General features: G+C 60.4%; 20 protein-coding genes. 16 read left to right on the top strand and 4 right to left on the bottom strand.

Features of this window, described 5'->3' with window-relative positions; translation table 11 throughout:
- Positions 1–62 precede the first annotated feature (62 nt).
- A complete protein-coding gene (locus ACYVDM_RS14800) occupies positions 63–488 on the top strand; it encodes a group II truncated hemoglobin (RefSeq protein WP_415792908.1) in 426 nt (141 codons plus the stop codon).
- A complete protein-coding gene (locus ACYVDM_RS14795) occupies positions 484–1,218 on the top strand; it encodes a 3-deoxy-D-manno-octulosonic acid kinase (protein ID WP_415792988.1) in 735 nt (244 codons plus the stop codon). The genes ACYVDM_RS14800 and ACYVDM_RS14795 overlap by 5 nt, the downstream gene beginning before the upstream one ends.
- 439 nt (positions 1,219–1,657) lie before the next feature.
- On the opposite strand, the gene ACYVDM_RS14790 is transcribed toward ACYVDM_RS14795, so the two are convergent.
- Positions 1,658–2,488 (bottom strand): IclR family transcriptional regulator, encoded by an 831-nt coding sequence (locus tag ACYVDM_RS14790; protein ID WP_415792907.1) that lies wholly within the window; start codon positions 2,486–2,488, stop codon positions 1,658–1,660.
- 123 nt (positions 2,489–2,611) lie between these two features.
- Here ACYVDM_RS14790 and ACYVDM_RS14785 point away from each other — a divergent pair, with 123 nt between their 5' ends.
- The 10 genes from ACYVDM_RS14785 to ACYVDM_RS14740 all read left to right on the top strand — a co-directional run bounded on the left by ACYVDM_RS14785 (position 2,612) and on the right by ACYVDM_RS14740 (position 13,593).
- Complete coding sequence (locus ACYVDM_RS14785) at positions 2,612–3,418, top strand: enoyl-CoA hydratase/isomerase family protein (RefSeq protein ID WP_415792906.1); 807 nt, start codon at positions 2,612–2,614, stop codon at positions 3,416–3,418.
- Positions 3,415–5,520, top strand: coding sequence for an acetate--CoA ligase family protein (locus tag ACYVDM_RS14780; protein WP_415792905.1), 2,106 nt, complete (start codon positions 3,415–3,417; stop codon positions 5,518–5,520). The genes ACYVDM_RS14785 and ACYVDM_RS14780 overlap by 4 nt, the downstream gene beginning before the upstream one ends.
- Before the next feature lie 101 nt (positions 5,521–5,621).
- Positions 5,622–6,614, top strand: coding sequence for a tripartite tricarboxylate transporter substrate binding protein (locus ACYVDM_RS14775; protein WP_415792904.1), 993 nt, complete (start codon positions 5,622–5,624; stop codon positions 6,612–6,614).
- A gap of 159 nt (positions 6,615–6,773) precedes the next feature.
- Positions 6,774–8,270 carry an aldehyde dehydrogenase gene (locus ACYVDM_RS14770; RefSeq protein WP_415792903.1) on the top strand — a complete coding sequence of 499 codons (1,497 nt, stop codon included), beginning with the start codon at positions 6,774–6,776 and terminating at the stop codon, positions 8,268–8,270.
- 312 nt (positions 8,271–8,582) lie between these two features.
- Complete coding sequence (locus tag ACYVDM_RS14765) at positions 8,583–9,683, top strand: polyamine ABC transporter substrate-binding protein (protein WP_415792902.1); 1,101 nt, start codon at positions 8,583–8,585, stop codon at positions 9,681–9,683.
- Between the two features lie 5 nt (positions 9,684–9,688).
- Positions 9,689–10,816, top strand: coding sequence for an ABC transporter ATP-binding protein (locus tag ACYVDM_RS14760; RefSeq protein WP_415792901.1), 1,128 nt, complete (start codon positions 9,689–9,691; stop codon positions 10,814–10,816).
- Positions 10,813–11,733 carry an ABC transporter permease subunit gene (locus ACYVDM_RS14755; RefSeq protein ID WP_415792900.1) on the top strand — a complete coding sequence of 307 codons (921 nt, stop codon included), beginning with the start codon at positions 10,813–10,815 and terminating at the stop codon, positions 11,731–11,733. The genes ACYVDM_RS14760 and ACYVDM_RS14755 overlap by 4 nt, the downstream gene beginning before the upstream one ends.
- Positions 11,730–12,539 (top strand): ABC transporter permease subunit, encoded by an 810-nt coding sequence (locus ACYVDM_RS14750; protein WP_415792899.1) that lies wholly within the window; start codon positions 11,730–11,732, stop codon positions 12,537–12,539. Before ACYVDM_RS14755 ends, ACYVDM_RS14750 begins: the two co-directional genes overlap by 4 nt.
- Positions 12,536–12,895, top strand: coding sequence for an arsenate reductase (locus tag ACYVDM_RS14745; RefSeq protein ID WP_415792898.1), 360 nt, complete (start codon positions 12,536–12,538; stop codon positions 12,893–12,895). Before ACYVDM_RS14750 ends, ACYVDM_RS14745 begins: the two co-directional genes overlap by 4 nt.
- 2 nt (positions 12,896–12,897) lie before the next feature.
- Positions 12,898–13,593: a DNA-3-methyladenine glycosylase gene (locus tag ACYVDM_RS14740; protein ID WP_415792897.1), complete on the top strand. Its 696-nt coding sequence runs from the start codon at positions 12,898–12,900 to the stop codon at positions 13,591–13,593.
- On the opposite strand, the gene ACYVDM_RS14735 is transcribed toward ACYVDM_RS14740, so the two are convergent.
- Positions 13,572–14,282 (bottom strand): YrbL family protein, encoded by a 711-nt coding sequence (locus tag ACYVDM_RS14735; protein WP_415792987.1) that lies wholly within the window; start codon positions 14,280–14,282, stop codon positions 13,572–13,574. The two genes, ACYVDM_RS14740 and ACYVDM_RS14735, sit on opposite strands and share 22 nt — an antisense overlap.
- Before the next feature lie 287 nt (positions 14,283–14,569).
- Here ACYVDM_RS14735 and ACYVDM_RS14730 point away from each other — a divergent pair, with 287 nt between their 5' ends.
- The 4 genes from ACYVDM_RS14730 (at position 14,570) to phoU (ending at position 19,376) form a co-directional block, all read left to right on the top strand.
- A complete protein-coding gene (locus ACYVDM_RS14730; protein ID WP_415792986.1) occupies positions 14,570–15,865 on the top strand; it encodes a DNA recombination protein RmuC in 1,296 nt (431 codons plus the stop codon).
- Positions 15,866–15,892: 27 nt separating this feature from the next.
- Positions 15,893–17,668, top strand: coding sequence for an acyl-CoA dehydrogenase family protein (locus ACYVDM_RS14725; protein WP_415792896.1), 1,776 nt, complete (start codon positions 15,893–15,895; stop codon positions 17,666–17,668).
- A 91-nt stretch (positions 17,669–17,759) separates the two neighbouring features.
- Entirely contained in the window at positions 17,760–18,437 is a 678-nt protein-coding gene (gene rpiA / locus ACYVDM_RS14720; RefSeq protein ID WP_415792895.1) for a ribose-5-phosphate isomerase RpiA, read from the top strand.
- 168 nt (positions 18,438–18,605) lie between these two features.
- Positions 18,606–19,376 (top strand): phosphate signaling complex protein PhoU, encoded by a 771-nt coding sequence (gene phoU / locus ACYVDM_RS14715; RefSeq protein WP_415792985.1) that lies wholly within the window; start codon positions 18,606–18,608, stop codon positions 19,374–19,376.
- Positions 19,377–19,441: 65 nt separating this feature from the next.
- Here the strand turns inward: phoU and ACYVDM_RS14710 are convergent, their stop codons facing one another.
- Together ACYVDM_RS14710 and argA are read right to left on the bottom strand one after the other, a co-directional pair.
- Positions 19,442–19,714, bottom strand: a complete 273-nt coding sequence (locus tag ACYVDM_RS14710; RefSeq protein ID WP_415792894.1) for an oxidative damage protection protein — start codon at positions 19,712–19,714, stop codon at positions 19,442–19,444.
- A gap of 99 nt (positions 19,715–19,813) precedes the next feature.
- Complete coding sequence (argA, locus tag ACYVDM_RS14705) at positions 19,814–21,172, bottom strand: amino-acid N-acetyltransferase (protein ID WP_415792893.1); 1,359 nt, start codon at positions 21,170–21,172, stop codon at positions 19,814–19,816.
- Between the last annotated feature and the right edge of the window lie 132 nt (positions 21,173–21,304).

Below are 21,304 nucleotides of genomic sequence, written 5' to 3'. Positions count from 1 at the left end.
TATCCTGTTCTGAATTGTTGCCGGTGGGACTATTGCCTTGTGCCGGCTCTGCGAGAAATCTGATGACTGCCAGTCGTGTTCAACCGAAGGCCGAGACGCTCGAGACCTCCGTTACGCTATTTGAAACGCTGGGCGGCGAGCCCGCGATTCGGTCTCTGGTCGATCGTTTTTACGATTTGATGGACATGGAGGCCGATTTCGTTATTTTGCGGGGCGTCCATGGCCCCAGCCTGGACTCGGCCCGCGACAAGCTATTCCTGTTCCTGTGCGGTTATTTTGGCGGTCCCAATTACTACATAGAGCAGTACGGCCATCCCAAGCTGCGAGCACGTCATTTGCCATTCTCTATCGGCCGGGTCGAGCGAGACCAGTGGGTGGCCTGCATGGGACGCGCGATGCAAGACGAGGGATTTTCGCCCGAACTAGTCGATCGTCTGCTCGAGGCGTTTTATGGCGTGGCCGACTGGATGCGCAATCGTGACGATTGAACACGATCAAGATGCGTCCGGTGCCCAACGCCTGGCGTGGCAAAACGCACCGTCCACAGGCGCGATGCTGTGTGACCCGCGCCTGGGCCCCCCTGATCCGCATTTACTTGATCCCGCCAGTTACGGTGACCGAGCCCGCCCCGTCGATGCGGGTGGCCGCCAGGCCGCCTGGTTTGTCGACGGTGAGGGCTGGCAAGGCGTGTTACGTGGCTACCGGCGCGGCGGCCTGGCCGCTCGCGTCAGCCGGGACGCCTATTTGTGGCAAGGCGAGTCCCGCACCCGCAGTTTCCGCGAGTACCGTTTGCTGGCGTCGATGCGAGCAAGGGGCCTAAAGGTCCCGACGCCGCTCGCGGCGGCTTATTGGCGCGAGGGCCTGACATATCGGGCCGCAATCATCGTTGAACGCATTCCTGATGTCCGCCCGCTAGCTCATCTCTTGGAGGAGCCCGTCTGGGAGCCTGTGGCGACTGCGATCGCCGCGATGCACCGCCAGGGTGTCTGGCACGCGGATTTGAACGCTTTTAATGTTCTGCTTGATCCGCAGGGGCAAGTTTGGCTTATCGATTTCGACCGCGGTACAGAGGGCGGTGTCTCTGATCGGCAGCGTCGTGGGAATTTGCTGCGGTTAAAGCGCTCGCTTGAGAAGGTTGGCGCGGATCGTGGGAATGCGCTGTGGGGGCGCATTGATCAGGCTTATCTTGCTTGTATGCGGGGGATGGCTAAGTCGTAGAGGGTGTTGGTTCTTAATGCACCGAGGTCCGTCGTGTGTAGGCGGCGCCGGCGTAATCGAAACGGCTCGGCCCAACCAGGGGCCTCGGCCCCGCTGCGCGGGGCTGCCCGTTTCTCAAAACGCCGGCGCCGCCTACACACGACGGACCTCGGCTCGCGTTATCTTCCCATTCACACTGGTGCTGCCACGTTGACTTGTCATGGTCATGCCTTACTGGACTTGACCATGGGCATTCGGCATCGAGGGCAAGCTACTGCTGTGAGTCCCTGTCCGGTGGTATGGCCACGTTGGCCTGATCGGCTCGACTCGGCCCATAAGCACGGGCCGAGGTCCCGCTGCGCGGGACTGCCCGATCCTCAAACAGGCCAACGCGGCCATGGCACCGGACAGGGACGTCTCAATAGCGCTACGCCGCATCAACGTATATCAGCCTGTCAGATCAAGGGATTAATCCGGCCAGTTCCTGGCGGCTAAGCTCATGGCCGATTCTCTTCTTCAGGTCTAAGAGCGTCGGCGCATACTGCCGCTCAATGGATGAGGCGGTTTCGGCTGTAATAAGGCTTAAATTCAGCGCTAGCGGCTGCCCACCAGGGGTTTCTAGCGGCGTGGACAACGCAATGACTCCTGGTTGCCAGGATGCTTGGCAATAGCCAACAGAGGCGATTTTTTCGATCGCCCTTTCAATCTCTGCGCGAATCGGCTTCCAAGACGCGCTGCGATAGCCGCGCATTATTCCACCCAGCAACACGCTGCGGGCTGCCGCGTCTAGCGTAGCCAGATAGGCGCGCCCAAGCGAGGTGAGTTCGATAGGGACACGCTGGCCAGCGACGATGGTGCGTAGGGAAGCTCTGACGTTGTAGCGGATAGATTCCAGATACACCATTTCACTGCGGTCTGCGCTGGCCAGACCAACATTCACGCGAAGCTTGTTGGATGCGTCACGCATCAGTGGTGTGGCGCCTTTCAGAATAGGGGACGCCGCACGCATTGCGTGGCCGAGGCTGAGCACCGGCGCAGCAAGCCGATATGCGCGAGCTCGGCGATCGTGTTCCAGAAAGCCGCTGACGACTAGCGTTTGCGTAAGGCGGCTGACCGTAGCCGCCGCCAGCCCGGTGCGTTCCGCAATGTCTCCATTTCCCAGCAGATCAGTGCCCGGCTTGAAGGCACGAAGGATCTCCAGACCACGCTCTAGCGAGCGATTCTGGCTGACGCCATCGAAGCGTTGGCGAGCGTCGTCGGGCGGATGTTTGGATTGGCGGACGGTTTTCATGCAATTCCATTCTATGGAAATGGGGTGATGTTTGCGCACACTGTAACGCTTACTGTGTCGTCATATCCAGCACAAGAAACGTAACGATTGTGGCTGGCAAACTCACGGAGGCGGAGCCTAGAAATGGCGGACTACGAATTCATTAAGCTTCAAACGCAAGAAGGAGTGGCGACACTGACGCTGAACCGGCCGGAAAAGCGCAACGCGATCAGCGACCCGATGCGTGCCGAGTTGATCCACGCGTTGGAGGCCGTTGCGCAGGATCGTGCTGTCAAGGCCCTGGTGTTGACCGGCGAGGGAAAGGGATTCTGCGCCGGTGGCGACATTGCTGGGATGCAGCGCCGCATGGATGCGCCGACAGGTGAGGTGGCGTTTAATGGCTGGTCTCGACAACAGCGCGTGCATCATGCCGTCAGCCTGCTGTATCGCATGCCCAAGCCGACGATTGCGGCGGTAAACGGTGCTGCTGCCGGACTAGGTGCAGACACTGCATTGAGCTGCGATTTCATCGTGGCATCCGAGAATGCAACGTTCACTTGGAGCTACATCGCCCGAGGCCTGATTCCCGATGGCGGCGGCATGTATTTCCTGCCGCGCCGAGTCGGCCTTGCCCGGGCCAAGGAATTGATCTATTCCGGCCGGAAAGTGCAAGCCGAGGAAGCGCTCAAGCTGGGTATTGCTGATCGGCTTGCGGTCGCTGGTGATGAGCTAAACGCCGCACAAAGTTGGGCCAATGAACTTGCGCAAGGTTCAGCTACGGCCCTTGCATTGAGCAAATCAATTCTTGACCAGAGTTCTGAACTGACGGCGGATCAGGTCTTTGCCATGGGTAGCCAGGCGCAGGGCATCTGCTACACCAGCAGCGAGCATCGTGAGTCTGTGACGGCATTCCTGGCGAAGATGGCCCAGGCAAAAAAGGAATCCAAATGAGCGGCCTGCAAAAATTGCTGCAGCCTCGCAGTGTGGCGGTCGTTGGGGCCTCGGCTGATCCGGCAAAGACGTCAGGGCGGCCGATTGCTTACTTGCGTAAGCACGGTTTCCAAGGGCGGATCTATCCCGTTAACCCCAGGGCAACTGAGATCGATGGCCTGCCTTGCTACCCTGAAGTGGGTGCCTTACCAGAAGCGCCGGACGTGGCCATTGTGCTGTTGAGCGCAGAGCGCACGCAGCAAGCCATTCGCGAGCTGGCCGCTATCGGTACCGGTGCCGCTATTGTTCTTGCAAGTGGCTACTCAGAGATTGGCGAAGACGGCGTTCGCAGACAGCGCGAGTTGCGCGCAGCGGCCGGCAGCATGCGAATACTGGGACCCAATACGATTGGTTTGGTCAACCTGACGGACCGAATCACGCTGTCAGCCAGTGGTGCGTTGGAGGTGGATCAGTTTGTGAGCGGCGCCATTGGGCTGGTGTCTCAAAGTGGTGGAATTCTGGGTGCGCTGTTGTCGCGGGCGGCGGCGCGCGGCGTCGGGTTCTCCAAGCTGATATCCACCAGCAACGAAGTCGATTTGGATCTGGCTGATTTTATCGATGCGCTGGCTGACGACCCCGCAACCCGCGTGATTGCGCTCTATGTCGAGAGCATCCGCAATCCGAGTACGTTCCGCGCCGCAGCACGCAAGGCCGCCCGTTTGGGCAAACCGATTGTCGCGTTCAAAATCGGCCGGTCAGAGTCTGGCGCCCAGGCCGCCGTGTCGCATACGGGCGCGCTGGCGGGTTCCGACGGCATGTATGACGCGCTATTCGAAGAAACAGGGATTATTCGAGCGCAGACGTTTTCCGATTTGCTGGATATTCCTGTCGCCCTGGCCAATGAGCGTGAGCTTGGCGGGCGCCGGATGGCGATCCTGACATCTACGGGAGGTGCAGGTACGTTGGTGGCCGATTGCCTAGGTGTGGCGGGTTTCGAATTGCCTGCGCCTGATACGCGTACCGGTGAGGCATTGCGGGCGCTGCAAACGGGCGACCATGCCGCACTGGATCGAAACCCAATCGATGTGACGCTGGCGGGCTTGCAGCCAGACTTATTGCGTAGCGCGATCCGTATTGTGTTGGAGAGCGATCAGTACGATGCGATGGTGGTCATCGTGGGGTCGTCCGCAGTCGCACAGCCGGAGTTGATGGCCGGTGCGTTGAAGGATTCACTCGCGCTGAGCGGTAAGCCGCTGATGGCCTACATTAGTCCGCACGCGCCTCAGGCGGCCGAGGTGCTCAGCCGCTACGGCATTCCCGCGTTTTACTCACCGGAGAGCGTCAGCGCTGCCTTGTCGGCCATGTGGCAGGTCCATACACGCCAGTCATTGCCTGAACCGGATCCTGTCACGTCCGCGGCGCAGGCGCCTCTGATTTGTGCCGAGCACGGCTCGCTGGACGAAGTTCAGGCCAAGACGCTTTTCGCCAGGTTTGGCGTGCCGGGTGTTAGGGAAATCGTTGTGCACTCCGAAGAGCAGGCCGCCGAGGCTGCGAAACGGTTTGGGTCTCGCGTCGTGTTGAAGCTGTTGTCTAGCGAGATCACTCACAAGAGCGACGTTGGCGGTGTGGCTGTCAATGTTGCGCCGCAGGACGTCATACCGCGATTGCGACAGATGGCTGCTGATGTGCAGCGACATACGGGTCACTCGCCCACTGCCTTTCTCGTACAGGAAATGGTGACCGGAGCTGCCGAAGTGATCGTGGGTGTCCACAAGGACCCGCTGGGAACCGCGATTTTGTTGGGCATGGGAGGCGTGGTCGCTGAATTGGTTCGTGATACCACGCTGCTGCTACTGCCGGAGGCCGGCGTGGCGCTGACAGCGGGGCAGGTCAGGGCGGCATTACAGCGCTTGAAAACCTGGCCTTTGCTCAATGGTTATCGCGGCCGCGAGCCCGCCGACGTCCCGGCACTGATCGAGGCTGTGCTTGCCTTTGCCCATATGGCACAGGCATTGCAGGCCCAACTGATCGAGGCGGAGATTAATCCCTTGTTCGTCAAGCCCCTGGGGCAAGGCGTATGCGCTGCCGACGGCATCGCGGTTCTCAAACAGGCAGCAGACTAATTCCGTCAGGTGAAATTGCCAGGGTGGCAGGCCGTCCTGTCATTCCTACACTTTTCTTATGCGCTGCGATCAAACGGCGCAAAATAATCAGGAGACAACGCATGAAAACCGACCAAACTTCGGCGCGACGAGTTCGAAGCCTTGCCGCTGCCCTATTGACAGTCGCCGCCATGGTGGCCCCCCTGGCGCAAGCTGCCTTCCCGGAACGACCTTTGCGTATTGTGGTGCCGTTCACGCCAGGAGGGGGTACCGACATCGTCGCTCGTCAACTGGCCAAGGGTTTGACGGACGAGTTGGGTCAGTCCGTTATCGTCGAGAACAGGCCCGGGGGCAGCACTATCATCGGCACGGAAAATGTCGCGAATAGCCCGCCAGATGGCTATACTTTGCTGATGGCGACATTTGCCCACGCGGTGAATCCTGCCATCCAAAAGACATTGCCCTACGACACGGACAAGGCGTTTGCGCCGGTGGCGATGATCGGAAAATCGGCCAACGTCCTGGTGGTGTCGCCCCAGTCCAAGTTCAAGAGCGTGCAGGATATTCTGGCTTATGCTCGCGCCAATCCAGGCAAACTGACGTTCGGGTCCTACGGAAATGGCACCTCCGCGCACTTGGCGGGTGAGCTTTTCAAAAGCCTGGGCAAAGTCGACATTCTGCACGTGCCGTATAAAGGAGCGGGCCCAGCGATCAACGATTTGATGGGGCGGCAGATTGACATGATCTTCTCGACATCGGCAAGTGTCAGCGGCCACGTCAAGAACGAACAATTGCGCGCGCTGGCGGTGACGAGCAAAGATCGTTCGCCATCCTATCCTGGTGTGCCGACCGTCGCGGAGTCGGGCGAGCCAGGTTACTTTGTCGATAGCTGGTACGGCGTATTTGTTCCGCAAAGCACGCCCAAGACCGTTGTCGATCAATTGAATGCCGCCATCAAGAAGGTCTCCGACAACAAAGATTTTCAGGCAGCGTTAGCGCTCGAAGGGTTGGTCGCTAATGTGGGCTCACCTGACGCGTTGGGAGAATATGTGAAACAAGAAGAGGCGCGCTGGACCAAGATCATCCAAGAAGCGGGAATCTCCGGCAAGCTGTAAAAGGAGCGCCCGCACGACAAGGCAAGTCACCATTCCCAAACAACACGTCAGGTGGTGAAAATGCCTTGCTGGTATCGTTCCAGATTAAGCAGCCGGTGGTTTTGTTTCCGCACGCGTGGCGCCCCCGACGTTTCCAACCCTTTTCGAGAGACAACTGACATGCAAACACAGCAATCCCAGCTCGCGTCTTTTACGAATTTCATTGCAGGGCAACAGATCCCTTCGCAAAGCGGGCGCACGTTTACCAGCATCAATCCCGCGAATGGCCAGGAGTGGGGCACGTTTGCCGAGTCTGGCAGCGAAGACGTCAACGCAGCGGTACAGGCGGCCCGCGAGGCACTGGAAGGCCCGTGGGGAAAACTGTCGGCGACGCGGCGCGGACGTTTGCTGATGGCGTGGGGTGACAAGATCGCCGGTCAGGCCGACGCGATCGCGCGCATGGAGTCGGCACAGAACGGCAAGCTGCTGGCCGAGATGAAGGCGCAGGCGACGGTGGTGAAAGAATGGCTGTATTACTTTGGCGGCCTGGCCGACAAGATCGAAGGCCGTGTCATTCCGCTGGAGCGCGCCAGTGTGCTGAATTACACGTTGCGCGAACCCCTGGGTGTGGTGGGGGTGATCGTGCCGTGGAATTCGCCGACGTTTCTGACCATCATGAGTTGCGCACCTGCTTTAGCCGCGGGCAACACCATCGTGTTGAAGCCGTCGGAGGTGACGTCGGCCTCGGCGTTTGAGTTGGCCCGGTTGGCTGGAGAGGCAGGCATACCGCCGGGGGTGATCAATGTGGTGACAGGCGCACGCGAGGCCGGTGCGGCGCTTGTCGACCATGAGGATGTCGCCAAGATTTGTTTTACGGGCAGCGATGCAGCGGGACGTCACATCGCGTCTCGCGCTGGCGCGCGCCTGGCCAGTTGCACGCTGGAGCTGGGCGGAAAAAGCCCGAATATCGTGTTTGGCGATGCCTTGATCGATAACGCGGTCGTCGGGCTGTTGGCCGGCATTTTTGCGGCCGCGGGGCAGACTTGCATTGCGGGGTCGCGCGCCTATGTGCATGACAGCATCTATGAGCAGGTCCTGGACCGCCTGGTGCAGCGTGTCAAGCAGATTCGCCTGGGCGATCCCCTGGCTGCCGATACCCAAATGGGTCCGGCCGCGACGGCGGCGCAGCTACAGAAAAATGAAACGATGGTAGCCAGTGCTTTGCAGGCCGGCGCCGAGGCCCTGCATGGTGGCCGGCGCACGTCCGTGGCGGGGCTGGAGGGAGGTTACTTTTTCGAGCCCACCATTTTGCATCGCCTGAGCGCGAATAACCCGATCATGCAGGAAGAGGTCTTTGGGCCCGTGCTGGCTGTCACGCCTTTTCATGACGATGACGAGGTCGTGGCTTTGGCCAACAGCACGAAATTCGGTTTGGCCGCGGGCGTATGGACGCAGAATCTCAGTCGCGCGCATTCGATGGCCAAGCGATTGCAGGCAGGGACGGTTTGGGTCAACACCTATCGGGCATTGGCGTTCAATTCGCCCTTTGGCGGCTATAAGGATAGTGGTATCGGCCGCGTCAACGGGATGGAATCGGTGGACCAATTTCTGCAGACCAAAAGCGTGTGGTGTGAGACCAGCGACGAGATTCAGGATCCCTTTGTCATGAAGGTCTAGCGGGCTCGCCCAACCTGGGCGGCATCGCTCTCCCCGCCGAGGCAAGTCACCATCGCGAGTTCCTGTTAGCGCGCTGTGGCCCGGCCGGCCCATCACCTCGGCTCGGGCGCATGCAGGCGCCCTCGACGCCGCTGCGCGGCGTTTCCCTCGGTTCAAAGGGCCGGCCGGGCCACAGCGCGCTGACAGGAACGCCAGAATAGAGACGCGCCCCCGGTAGAGACGCAATTGCCAGCCTAGTCACAAAAAAGGCTTTATCATTTTGCCCTCTAGCGAATTTCGCATCCGTAAAGAACGTAGCAAAGGGGGGCTCGCATGAAAACAATGGCGGGAATGCATTGGATATTCGGCCTGGCGCTAAGCGCCGCCGCATCCTGCACCTGGGCGCAAGATCAAGTCGTCAACGTCTATAACTGGGCGGAATACACCGCGCCCGACACGATTTCCGGCTTTGAACGCGAAACCGGCATCAAAGTCCGGTACGACGTCTACGACACCAACGACACCCTGCAGGCCAAACTGCTGACTGGCAAATCCGGCTACGACGTCGTCGTGCCCTCTACCCACTACGCCTCTCGCCAGATCCAGGGCGGTCTTTACCAAAAACTCGACAAGACCAAAATCCCCAATTGGTCCAATCTCGACCCCGACATCATGGCGCTCGTCGCGACCATCGACCCCGGCAACGAATACGTCATTCCCTGGGGCTACGGCACCAACGGCCTGGGTTACAACGTCACCAAAGTCAAAGAGATCATGGGCGAGGGCGTCGACCTCGCCAACTGGGACATGCTCTTCAAGCCCGAAAACGCCGCCAAGCTGAAAGACTGCGGCATTTCGATGCTCGATGAAGCCGCACAGGTCTTTCCGGCCGTGCTCAAATACCTGGGGAAAGACCCCAACAGCGAGAACGCCGACGACTACCAAGCCGCGCTCGATCTGCTCAAGCAGATTCGTCCCTACATCCGTCAATTCAGCTCGTCCGGTTACATTGACGAACTGGCGGTCGGCGATCTCTGCATGGTCTACGGCTTTTCGGGCGACGTCATGATCTCCCGCAAGCGTGCCCAGGATGCCAAAAAACCCTACGACATCAACTACTTCATCCCCAAGGGTGGCGCCCCGGCGTGGTTTGATGTCATGGCGATCCCCAAAGACGCACCCCATGTCGATGCCGCGCACGCATTCATTAACTACATCGAGACCCCCAAGGTTCACGCGGCCATCACCAACACCATGTTCTATCCCAACGCCAACAAGGCGGCGCGCGAGTTCGTGATCAAGGACGTGGCTGACAATCCAATGATTTACCCGCCGCCCGACGTGGCCAAGACACTCTATGTGATCAAGGCCCAGCCGATGAAAATCCAGCGCCTGCAGACTCGCATGTGGGCGGAACTGAAATCGGGGCGATAAGCATCATGAGTGACAGCCGTTACGCGGCACAGCATTCCGGTGATCCAGACGAGTTCGTCCGGATCACCGATCTGGTCAAGATCTTTGGCGACGTCGTCGCGGTCCAATCCGTCAATCTGGCTATCAAACGCAACGAGATCTTTGCCTTGCTCGGCAGTTCGGGTTGTGGCAAATCGACCTTGCTGCGCATGCTGGCCGGCTTCGAAGACGCCACGTCCGGTCAGATCATGCTCGATGGCGAGGACATCACCAATGTGCCGCCGTACCGGCGTCCGGTGAACATGATGTTTCAGTCATATGCGCTGTTCCCGCACATGACGGTCGAAGCCAACGTGGCGTTCGGCCTGAAACAAGAGGGTGTCGCGCGCGCCGAGATCAACGATCGGGTGTTCGAGGCCCTGAATCTGGTGCAGATGGCCGGCTATTCGCGCCGTAAACCGCATCAGTTGTCGGGGGGCCAACAACAGCGCGTGGCCCTGGCGCGCAGCCTGGTCAAACGGCCCAAACTGTTGCTGCTGGACGAACCCATGTCAGCGCTCGATAAGCAGATTCGCCAGAAAACGCAGATCGAACTGGTCAAGATTCTGGAGCAAGTGGGCGTGACCTGCATGATGGTCACGCACGACCAGGAAGAAGCCATGACGATGGCACACCGCCTGGCCGTCATGACCGAGGGCCAGATCGTGCAATGCGGAACGCCACAAGACGTCTACGCGTTTCCCAACTCGCGTTTTGTCGCGGGCTTTATCGGCTCGGCGAATTTATTTACGGGCACGATCGTGGTCGATGAGCCCGATCACGTCGCCATCGAGAGCGAAGACCTCACGCGGCCGTTGTATGTGAGTCATGGCGTCAACGAACCCCTCGGGATGGAAGTACACGTTTCGATCCGGCCCGAGCGACTGGTTGTGTCAAAGGTGCAACCCCAGGGGGAATACAACTGGGCGCACGGCATGGTCAGTCACATGGCGTGGATGGGCAGCTATGCGCTTTACCAGATACGACTGGACTCCGGAAAAATCGTTGAGGCCAGCGTGCCCAGCCTGCAACTGGCCCAGGCCGACGCGCCCGGCATTGACGAGGAAATCTACGTCAGCTGGAGCGCAGACAGTGCGACGGTGCTGGCGTCATGAAGCTGTCCGCGCCCCGCGACTGGATCCCATCAGGGCGAACGCTGGCCATCGTGCCGCCGTTTTTGTGGCTGACGCTGTGCCTGTTAGTCCCATTTTTGCTGGTGCTCAAGATCAGTTTTGCTGAACTGCAGTTCGGCATTCCGCCGTATACGGCGTTAACGGAGTTCAAAGACGAGGCGGTGCAATTCAGCTTGCACCTGGCCGGCTATATCCGCCTGTTTACCGACAGCCTGTATCTGCACACGTACCTGAGTTCGCTCAAGATGGCGGCGGTGACGACGGTGTGTTGCGCGTTGATTGGCTATCCGATGGCGTACTACATCGCACGCTCGTCGCCCGCGGTACGCAATCTCCTGCTGCTGGGCGTGATTTTGCCATTTTGGACGTCACTGCTGTTGCGCGTGTATGCCTGGGTAGGCATTTTGCGTAACGACGGCTTGTTGAACAAGTTCTTGATGAGTCTGGGCATTATTTCCAGCCCTCTGGAAATTTATCGTACCGATCTGGCGGTCTATATTGGCCTGGTCTATGCGTATTTGCCCTTTTTCATCCTGCCGCTGTATGCCACGCTGGTGAAGATGGATTTGCGCTTGCTTGAGGCGGCTTACGATCTGGGCGCGCGTCCGTGGCAGGCGTTCTGGCGCATAACCCTGCCGCTGTCGCGTCCGGGCGTGATCGCAGGTGCCATGCTGGTGTTCATCCCCACTGTCGGCGAGTACGTCATCCCCGAAATGCTGGGCGGCGCCGATACCCTGATGATGGGTCGCGTCATGTGGACCGAGTTTTTTAATAATGCCGATTGGCCGATGGCATCTGCCGTGACGTGCGTCATGGTGCTGCTGTTGTTGGTGCCGCTGGCACTCTTTCAGTACAGCCAGGTGCGTCAGCAGGAAATGGCCACGCGGGGGGCGGCATGACAGCGCCCAACAACACCGCGCGCGGTCTGGCGTTGGGGCTGGGCTATTTCTTTCTGTATGCCCCCATCGTCAGCCTGATGGTTTTTTCGTTCAACGATTCGCCTCTGGTGACCTCGTGGAGCGGCTTTTCGTTTCGCTGGTATACGGCGCTGTTCAACGATAGCGCCTTGCTGAGCGCGGCCTGGCTATCGTTCAAGATTGCCGGATTGACCGCGACGGCGGCCGTTATCATCGGAACCTGGGCGGGCTATGTGTTGGGCCGCATGGGGCGGTTCAGGGGCTTTACGCTGTATTTGGGAATGCTCAGTGCGCCGCTGGTGATCCCTGAGGTGGTGTTGGGGATTTCGCTGCTGCTGATGTTTGTGGAAATGCGCGGCTTGCTGGGTTGGCCCGCCGACAATGGCATTTTTACTATCTGGGTGGGCCATGTCACACTATGCGTGGCCTATGTGGCGGTAGTGATTCAGGCCCGGATTCGGGATCTGGATCGTTCACTGGAAGAGGCCGCGCTGGATCTGGGGGCGACGCCGTTGACGGTGTTTTTCCGTATCACGTTGCCCTTGATCACGCCGGCGTTGATATCGGCCTGGTTGTTGGCCTTTACCCTGTCGCTCGATGACGTCGTATTGGCGTCGTTCTTGTCCGGCCCTGGGTCCACGACCTTGCCCATGGAAGTTTTTTCGCGCGTACGCCTGGGGCTCAAGCCCGAGGTCAACGCGCTGGCGACGTTGTTTATCCTGGCGGTAGGCATTTGCGTCATCGTGCTCAATCGTCTGCAACAGCGCAAGGAGTCAGATTCCACATGAAGCACCAGGCAACTCTATATGGCTTGAATAAATGCAGCACCTGCGTCAAGGCACGCGATTGGTTATCGGCCCAAGGGGTCGAGCACGAGTTTATTGATTACCGCGATCATCCCGTGCCGGCCGCTACCTTAAAGGCCTGGTCGAAAAAGGTGGGCGGCTGGGAAAAGCTGGTCAACCGTGCCTCGATGACTTGGCGCGGCCTGTCTGATGAGCGCAAGGCCGCACAATCCGATGCCGAGTGGACGCAACTGATCGCCGATTATCCGGCCTTGGTGCGCCGGCCCGTTACGGTGACCCCCGATGGCGAGGTGTCCGTCGGCTTCTCGGAAAAACGTTACGGCGAGCGCTTCGCCTGAGTATGTCGGGGCATCCCGGGCCGGCGCTGCCCGACGCGTTCTTTGACCGCGATGCGAGCCAGTTGGCGCGTGAACTGTTGGGCAAGGTGATTCGCCGCCGTCTGAATGGGGTGTGGCTGTCGGCCCGCATCATCGAGACCGAGGCGTATTACCTGGCAGAGAAGGGCAGCCACGCGTCACTGGGCTATACCCACAAGCGCCGTGCCTTGTTTATGGGTGGCGGCACGGTGTACATGTACTACGCCCGTGGCGGCGATTCCCTGAATTTCAGTGCGGGCGGGCCAGGCAATGCGGTGCTGATCAAATCGGCGCATCCGTGGGTTGATACGGTCTCCGGACCCGATGCATTGGCCGTCATGCAAGCACTCAATCCCGACGCTCGTGGGCAGCCTCGGCCGCAAGGACGATTATGTGGGGGACAAACCCTGCTGTGCCGTGCCCTGGGGTTGAAAGTCCCGGAGTGGGATGCACGGTCTTTCGACCCGACCGTGTTTTTCGTCGAGGACGTGGGATCGTCTCCCGAGCGGCTGATCAGCACGACACGTCTGGGTATTCCGGCGGGCCGTGACGAGCATTTGCGTTACCGCTATGTCGATCCGTCCTATGCGGCCTTTTGTACCCGCAACCCGTTGCGTCGTGGGCAAGCGGTCGGTGAACATTACGACTGGACGGATCGTTACGGCGTGATCCTGGCCTGAGCCGTCGCCCGGGCTTCGTCGTATTGGCGCTGTATGCGGGCCCGCCACGCGGTGTATTTGCGGCGCATGCGCTGCGCATTCAGCCGCTTGCTCCAGGCGTATAGCGGGATCAACGGCAGCACGCCGAACCCATCGATCAGAAACATTCCTTCTTTGCCATCCGCGTTGCGGCCCAGGGCGATGTTCTTGGTCGACAAATCGTTGATGACGATATGCGAGTCGATCAGGTCGGCGAAAAAGGCATCCAACTGCGCACTCAGGGCGGGAGAGATGCCCTCGCGGGCGATGATCTCGGCCAGCGTGGGGGCGAGTTGGCCGTCGTCACCCGTGATTTTTTCGACGAGTTGACCCAGCCCCAGCGTGGTTTGCGCCACACCGACGACGCGGGACATCGGGATGCTCCATACCCCGGAGGGCACTGTCGTCGTTGTGACGTATTCGGACAACTCGTTGAGATATACCCGATAGGCGCTTTCGCGTTGGAACTGCTTGTAGAACCGCTTGAGCGGTTTGCGTTCCAGATAGGCCGCGTAGGCCTCCATGTTGATGACTTTAATCAGCAGGGAGGGCTCGTGAGGGTGTTGGAAAACGTAGCGATCTGCGCCCCGGGCGAGGACCTGCGCGCCGGCGAGGTCCAGCGGACCGAACACGGTGGCAAAGTTGCCGGGGCGCAAACAGGAGTCGATCACGCCTGCATCGAGCGGTGAAAAGGACTGGCCTGTGCCAAACGGGGCATCGACTGTAGACAAAATTTGTTGCAAAACGATGATAAGAAATATTTCTGCTATCCGGATTGTCGAAGTTAAGCGAAATTTTCGCAACTTGGGGTAATGCTTTGGGGGAAAACAGGGCGGGCGTGTTGTCAAAACCGACCGCCTCCTAAGGGCCCGGGCGGCGGCATGCCCCGGCCTACAATGATGTTTTCGGGAGATTGCCCTTGATCGACGCTTTCCCTTGGGTGGATGCTTTGCCCTGGATGACCGCTATCGTGGCGGTGCTGGTGTTATTGATTGTCTTGCGTCTATGGTTGCGTCCGTCTGGCGACGCGCAGATGGAACAATTGATGGATGGTCTGGATCGCCTGGAGCGTGCGCTGCGTTCGGATCTGGATGAGAGCCAGCGTGGGCTGCGAACGGAATTTTCGGAGTCGACGCGGGGCCTGCGCACCGAACTGGCCCAAGGCCACGAGGCGCTGCGTACGGTGCTGTCGCGCGATGCCCAGGCGGCCCGCGTCGAGTATGCGGAATCATTGACGCGTTTTTCGGCGCAGTTCAGCGAGCGTCTGGAGGGTCTGGTCGCGCTGAATGACCGTCGGATGCAGGACGTGCGCCAGACGGTTGATCAACGACTGCAGGCGTTGCAGGCCGACAACAGCAAGCGGTTGGACGAGATGCGCCGCACGGTCGACGAAAAACTGCATGCCACGCTGGAGCAACGTTTGGGCGAGTCGTTCAAGCTGGTGTCCGATCGGCTCGAGGCGGTTCACAAAGGGCTGGGAGAAATGCAGTCGCTGGCTGCCGGCGTGGGAGACCTGAAGCGGGTGCTGACGAATGTGAAGTCGCGAGGGACGTGGGGAGAGGTGCAACTGGCGCGCCTGATTCAGGACGTCATGACCCCTGACCAGTACGCCGCTAACGTCAAACCGGTGCCAGGTAGCGACGCCGTTGTGGAGTTCGCGATTCGTTTGCCCGGGCGCGAGACCGGGGCTGAACCGGTGTGGCTGCCGATCGACGCTAAATTTCCCAAAGAAGAGTACGAGCGCTTGATGGACGCGTATGACGCGGTGGATCCCGAGGGCGAACGGGTGGCCGGAGCGGCGTTGGCGCGAGCGGTGGAGTTACAGGCCCGCCAGATCGCCGCCAAATATGTGGCGCCACCGCATACGACGGATTTCGCGATCATGTTCCTGCCCACGGAGGGGCTGTATGCTGAGATCCTGCGGCGTCCCGGTTTGCTGGATAAGCTGCAGAGCCTGAGGGTAAATGTGGCCGGGCCGAGCAATCTGGCCGCCATGCTCAACAGTCTGCAGATGGGCTTTCGGACACTGGCGATTGAACAGCGTTCGTCCGAGGTGTGGCAGGTGCTGCGCGCGGTGAAAACCGAGTTTGCGAGGTTTGGCGATTCATTGGCAAGCGTGAAAAAGACATTAGAGACCGCCAGCACCAAGCTGGGACAGACTGAGGTCCGTACTCGGGCGATGTTGCGCAATCTAAAGACTGTCGAGGCGTTGCCGGACGAAGATGCGCAACGGGTATTGGGCGACGAGGGCTGATTTCAGGCCTGGTTCAAAGGAGAGGGTATGAGGTCGAGAGCGGGGAAGTCGGCTTTTCAGACGCATGCTGTGTTGAATCAAGTGGCGCCGCTAGAGGATTATTCCCTCTACGAGACAGATGTCGTCCTGCAGCAGGCGGTGCAGCGCGAGGGGGCGGGCGAGTGGGTTGCGGCGTTGCGCGAGCACGGGGCCTGGCTGGGGCGCGCGTCTACCTTGGCGGCCGGAGAGCAGGCCAATCGTTACTCACCGCGCTGGCTCGGGTACGACCGCAATGGCCATCGTGTCGATCAGGTGGAGTTTCATCCGGCGTGGCATGGCTTGATGTCGGGGATCGTGGCGCGCGGTTTACATAGCCATGCCTGGCGACAATCGTCGGCAGCGCCCTCGACGACCGCGAAAGCACCGATACGGCCGGGAGCACACGCTGCCCGCGCAGCCGCGTATTTGATGCAGGGGCAGGTCGAAGCCGGTACGTTGTGCCCCACGACGATGACATTTGCCGCCGTACCGCTGTTGCAGGGCGAACCGCCGGGAGCCATTGATTTTTCGGAGCACTGGTTACCCGCCCTGTTTTCCCAAGAGTACGACCCGGTCGACGCCCCGATATCCGCCAAGAAGGGGGCGTTGATCGGAATGGGATTGACCGAAAAGCAGGGGGGATCGGACCTCAGCGCGATTACCACTGAGGCCGTGCGACAGCGTCGGGGCGGCCGCGGCCGGGTGTACCACTTGACGGGTCATAAATGGTTTTTTTCGGTGCCGCATGCCGATGCGCACTTGGTGCTGGCCAATACGGAGGAGGGGCCAGGGTGTTTCTTTGTGCCTCGCTGGATACCGGAGGGGCCGCGCAACCCTGTGCGACTGCGCCGATTAAAGGACAAATTGGGGAACCGAAGCAACGCCAGCGGCGAGGTGGAGTTCGAACGTGCCTGGGGCATGCTGATCGGTGAACCCGGCCGGGGGTTGCCGATGCTGTTACAGATGGCGGCGACGACGCGGCTGGATTGTGTGCTGGGAAGTGCGGCGCTGTTGCGGCAGGCAGTCGTGCAGGCCGCCCATCATACTCAGCATCGGCAAGCGTTTGGCCAAGCCCTGGCGTCACAGCCCTTGATGCGTCAGGTGTTGGCGGATATGGCCCTGGAGAGCGAGGCCGCGACCGCGTGGGCCCTGCGCCTGGCACGCGCGGTCGATCAGCGTGACGACGCACTGGATGGGCCGGGCGCACGGGCGTTGGTGCGGGTCGGAACCCCGGCCGCCAAGCTCTGGGTGTGCAAACGCGCCATTACGGCGATCGCCGAATGCATGGAGGTCCTGGGCGGCAATGGGTATGTCGAAGAGGGCCCGCTGGCGCGCTTGTACCGAGAGGCTCCCGTGAATTCAATTTGGGAGGGGTCGGGCAACATCATGGCGCTGGATGTCTTGCGTGCGTTGCAGCGCGACCCCGGGTGCCTGGCGGCGTTGCGGGCGGAGCTGGAGCCCTCGAGGGGGGAATGGCCCGCCTATGATCATGCACTGGATGAATGGTTGACACAGGTGGGGGGCCAACTGCCTCGGGGGACGTCGGCGTCGGCCCCTTCGGCCGGTGATGCCTCGGCGTCCGTCGACCCGGCGCAGGCGCGTCACATCACCGCCGGGCTGGCCCGACTGTGGCAGGCGGCCTTGTTGATTCAATCCGCGCCCGCCGCCGTGGCAGATGCCTATGTGCGCAGTCGGGTTATCCAGCGCGGCGGAATCATTGGCGAATTGCCCGCGGGCCTGGACCTGAAGGTGATTTTGGCCCGGGCATGGCCAGGTATCTGCTAAATTGCAGCGCTGGCATTCACCTTATTCATTGGTATCTGCGGATACCGGTTTTTTCATTGACTTTTCGCGTGCTTTGGCACGCTGACGCATCATGCTTACGCAGCAAGAACTTAAGCAGCAGGCCGCCGACGCGGCGCTGGCCCTCATTGAACCCCTGGTCGGCCCCGACGTGATTATCGGGGTGGGCACGGGATCGACCGCCGACCTTTTCATTGACGGATTAGCCCGGTTTCGGGGGAAATTGGGGGGGACGGTGGCCAGTTCCGAGCGCAGCGCGGCCCGCTTGGCGGGCCATGGGCTCAAGGTACTGGATCTGAACGACGTGACGACCATGCCGGTCTATGTGGACGGCGCTGATGAGATCGATGCCCGTTTGCAGATGATCAAAGGCGGTGGCGCGGCGCACACACGCGAGAAAATCGTCGCATCGGTGGCCGAGCGATTCATCTGTATCGCGGATGAGTCCAAGTTGGTCGAACGTCTGGGCCGTTTTCCGTTGCCGGTCGAAGTCATCCCGATGGCCCGTGAGTCGGTGGCGCGCTCGTTGGCCGCCCTGGGTGGGCAGCCCAAGCTGCGTGAGGGCGTGACCACGGATAACGGCAACCTGATCCTGGACGTGTCGGACCTGTACATTGACGACGCGCCCGCCCTCGAGATCCTCGTCAATAACTTGCCAGGGGTCGTGACTTGCGGGCTGTTTGCCCGGGTAGGCGCCCATGTGGCGCTCCTGGCGACCCAGAACGGTATCCAGCGGCTCGAACGCCCTTGACGGGCTATTTTTCGTCTCGCCGCGTCGGATTCGCGTAGCGGTTTGCCGTAGGACGGTACCCGATTCATAATCTTGTCACATTCAAGTCATATGCTTCGCAGTCGGTACGCCCCTTATGCATCGCGAACAAACGGTAAAGTTATGAATACACCTACGCATGGAGCCCGGATGACCGAGCACACCAACAAGCAATTTGACGCCGATCTGCAAAGCGTCCGTTCGCAATTTCTGCAAATGGGCGGTCTGGTCGAGGCGATGATCCAGGAAGCCATCGACTCGGTACCTACCGGCGACATGGATCTGGTGGACAAGGTTCGCGAGCGCGAGAAACAGGTGAATCGCTTTGAAGTCGAGATTGACGAGCGCATTGGCCTGATCCTGGCGCGCCACCAGCCGACCGCGATTGATCTGCGGACCATGCTGGCGGTCTCCAAGATGCTGACCGATATGGAACGCTGCGGCGACGAGGCCGAGAAAATCGCCAATACCGTGCGCCGCATGTACGAGGCGGATCAGCGCTTTATGCCGGTGATCGAATTGCGCCATATGGCCAACAGCGTGGGCCGCATGTTGCATGATGTGCTGGACGCCTTTGCGCGTTTGGACCCCATCCTGGCCGCGCACGTCGTGCGCAGCGACAAGGAAGTCGACCGTGAGTGGAAGGGCGCGCTGCGTAACCTGATTACCTACATGATGGAAGACCCGCGCACGATTTCGCGCGCTATTGACATGGTGTTTATCGCCCGTGCGCTGGAGCGTATCGGCGATCATGCCAAAAATATGGCGGAACGGGTGATCTATCTGGTTAGAGGGGCGGACGTGCGCCACACCGGCGCCAAGAATGCCGAGCGCGAGGCGCGCGGTGAAACTGATGCCGACGAGTCGGCGACGTCGGCCTCGAACAGCGAAACGACCTCCGCCTCGAGCAGCGACGCGTAATCGTTATTGAGCTTGGCTGAATGAGCCCACCGCAACACGCGGTGGGCTCATTTTCATGTTGCGGCTTATTCTGACGGCGGGACAAAGCCCTGGGCTTCGACGCTGCCATCTTCAAACAAAAAGCGCTCCATCTGCTGTTGCAGGTATTTGCGGGCGCGGGCATCGGCCAGATTCAGGCGATTTTCGTTGACCAGGCGCGTCTGGACCTGTTTCCATTCTTCCCAGGCTTCTTTCGAGATGCTTTGCCAGATACGCGTGCCCATTTCGCCAGGATAGGGCGGGAAATCCAGCCCTTCGGCTTCGCGTTTCAGTTTTACACAGTTGACGGTACGGGACATGGTTGACTGCCGATTTCAATAGTAGACCCGCCATTTTAGCGGGCATGGCGCTTCAGTGGGGCGGGGGGCGTCATGATGACGCCTGTCCCGCGCCGTAGCTTATAGTTTTTTGATGAATACCAGGCTGTTGCGCGACCGGTTGTAGTGGTTTTGCTTGTCGCGCGGCAGATCCGCGATGCCGCCCTGTACAAAACCGCGCTTGATGAACCAGTGCGACGTACGTGTGGTCAGCACAAACAGTCGGCGCGCACCCATGGCGCGGGCGCGCGACTCCATGTGGCGCAGCAACATTTCGCCTTCGCCCGAGCTTTGCCACTCCGGGTGCACAATCAGGCAGGCCATTTCGGCCATGTGCTCTTCCGGATACGGGTGTAGCGCGGCACAACCGTAAATAACGCCGTCGTGCTCGAGCACAGTGAAGTGTTCGACTTCGCGCTCGATGACGCTGCGGGGGCGCGGCACGAGAGTGCCATCGGCCTCGAGCGGTTCGATCAGGCTCAGAATGGCGCCGACGTCGTCCAGGGTGGCCGGGCGCAGATCGTCCAGGGTGTCTTCGACCACCATCGTGCCCACGCCATCGTGGGTAAAGATCTCGAGCAGCACGCTGCCGTCCAGCGCATATGGCACCAGATGAGCGCGGGCGACGCCACGTTTGACCGCTAAGGACGCATGGCGCAGATAAAAAGCCGTGTCCTCGTCCAGATCGCCTTCTTGTTGCAGCAGGGTATCGGCGTCAATGCGCGCCAATTCCGTATCGACCGAGCCGTCGGGCGCCAGCACGCCTGGCGAACCGGACAGAAAAATCAGCTTTTCGGCACGCAGGGCAACTGCGACGCTGGTGGCCAGGTCTTCCATGGCCAGGTTGAAGGCATCGCCCGTAGGGGAAAAACCCAGCGGCGACAACAGCACGATCGTGCCTTTTTCGATGGCGAACTTTAGGGCGTCGACGTCGATTTTGCGTACTTGCCCGGTGTGTTGGTAGTCGACGCCGTCAAGCACGCCAGTGGGGCGGGCGGTGACAAAATTGCCCGAAATCACCCGGATATGCGAATGCGACATCGGGGTGTTGGGCAACCCCTGGCTGAAAGCGGCCTCGATATCGAGCCGGATTTCGCCCGCGGCCTCTTTGGCGCACTCTAGCGCGGCGGGGTCCGTGGGCGCCAGGCCGCGATCGAATTGCTGGGTGTAGCCTTTCAGGCGCAGTTGCTCATTGACCTGGGGACGCGATCCGTGCACCAGGACCAGCCGTACACCCAGCGCCGACAGCAGCGACAGGTCTTGCACCAGGGTGTTGAGCGCGCCGACCTGCACCAGATCTCCGCCAAAGGCGACCACGAAGGTCTTGCCTCGGAACGCATGAACGTATGGCGCCACATCGCGGAACCATCGGACGAATTGTGCGGCGGCGAATTCGGGGGCATCTTGGGCGGAGACGGTATCGTATTCCTGGTCGGACATGATGGGCGGTCGTTGTTCCTGTATGACGAGGGCACGCGGGGTGGGCGTGGTTGGCGCTGCAGAACGCGGCGCTGCGCGAAATTATATGACCGCGAGCGGGTACGCGCGGTGGATCAATTGGGCTCAGCAGCA

This window comes from Bordetella tumulicola, assembly GCF_054779135.1.
This window is presented reverse-complemented; position numbering and strand designations above follow the sequence as displayed.

Bases quoted from the DNA above. Each gene is read 5' to 3' on its own strand.
- ACYVDM_RS14800 (WP_415792908.1), top strand. From the start codon at position 63: ATGACTGCCAGTCGTGTTCAACCGAAGGCCGAGACGCTCGAGACCTCC.
- ACYVDM_RS14790 (WP_415792907.1), bottom strand. From the start codon at position 2,488: ATGAAAACCGTCCGCCAATCCAAACATCCGCCCGACGACGCTCGCCAA.
- ACYVDM_RS14785 (WP_415792906.1), top strand. From the start codon at position 2,612: ATGGCGGACTACGAATTCATTAAGCTTCAAACGCAAGAAGGAGTGGCG.
- ACYVDM_RS14780 (WP_415792905.1), top strand. From the start codon at position 3,415: ATGAGCGGCCTGCAAAAATTGCTGCAGCCTCGCAGTGTGGCGGTCGTT.
- ACYVDM_RS14775 (WP_415792904.1), top strand. From the start codon at position 5,622: ATGAAAACCGACCAAACTTCGGCGCGACGAGTTCGAAGCCTTGCCGCT.
- ACYVDM_RS14770 (WP_415792903.1), top strand. From the start codon at position 6,774: ATGCAAACACAGCAATCCCAGCTCGCGTCTTTTACGAATTTCATTGCA.
- ACYVDM_RS14765 (WP_415792902.1), top strand. From the start codon at position 8,583: ATGAAAACAATGGCGGGAATGCATTGGATATTCGGCCTGGCGCTAAGC.
- ACYVDM_RS14760 (WP_415792901.1), top strand. From the start codon at position 9,689: ATGAGTGACAGCCGTTACGCGGCACAGCATTCCGGTGATCCAGACGAG.
- ACYVDM_RS14755 (WP_415792900.1), top strand. From the start codon at position 10,813: ATGAAGCTGTCCGCGCCCCGCGACTGGATCCCATCAGGGCGAACGCTG.
- ACYVDM_RS14750 (WP_415792899.1), top strand. From the start codon at position 11,730: ATGACAGCGCCCAACAACACCGCGCGCGGTCTGGCGTTGGGGCTGGGC.
- ACYVDM_RS14745 (WP_415792898.1), top strand. From the start codon at position 12,536: ATGAAGCACCAGGCAACTCTATATGGCTTGAATAAATGCAGCACCTGC.
- ACYVDM_RS14740 (WP_415792897.1), top strand. From the start codon at position 12,898: ATGTCGGGGCATCCCGGGCCGGCGCTGCCCGACGCGTTCTTTGACCGC.
- ACYVDM_RS14730 (WP_415792986.1), top strand. From the start codon at position 14,570: ATGACCGCTATCGTGGCGGTGCTGGTGTTATTGATTGTCTTGCGTCTA.
- ACYVDM_RS14725 (WP_415792896.1), top strand. From the start codon at position 15,893: ATGAGGTCGAGAGCGGGGAAGTCGGCTTTTCAGACGCATGCTGTGTTG.
- rpiA (WP_415792895.1), top strand. From the start codon at position 17,760: ATGCTTACGCAGCAAGAACTTAAGCAGCAGGCCGCCGACGCGGCGCTG.
- phoU (WP_415792985.1), top strand. From the start codon at position 18,606: ATGACCGAGCACACCAACAAGCAATTTGACGCCGATCTGCAAAGCGTC.
- ACYVDM_RS14710 (WP_415792894.1), bottom strand. From the start codon at position 19,714: ATGTCCCGTACCGTCAACTGTGTAAAACTGAAACGCGAAGCCGAAGGG.
- argA (WP_415792893.1), bottom strand. From the start codon at position 21,172: ATGTCCGACCAGGAATACGATACCGTCTCCGCCCAAGATGCCCCCGAA.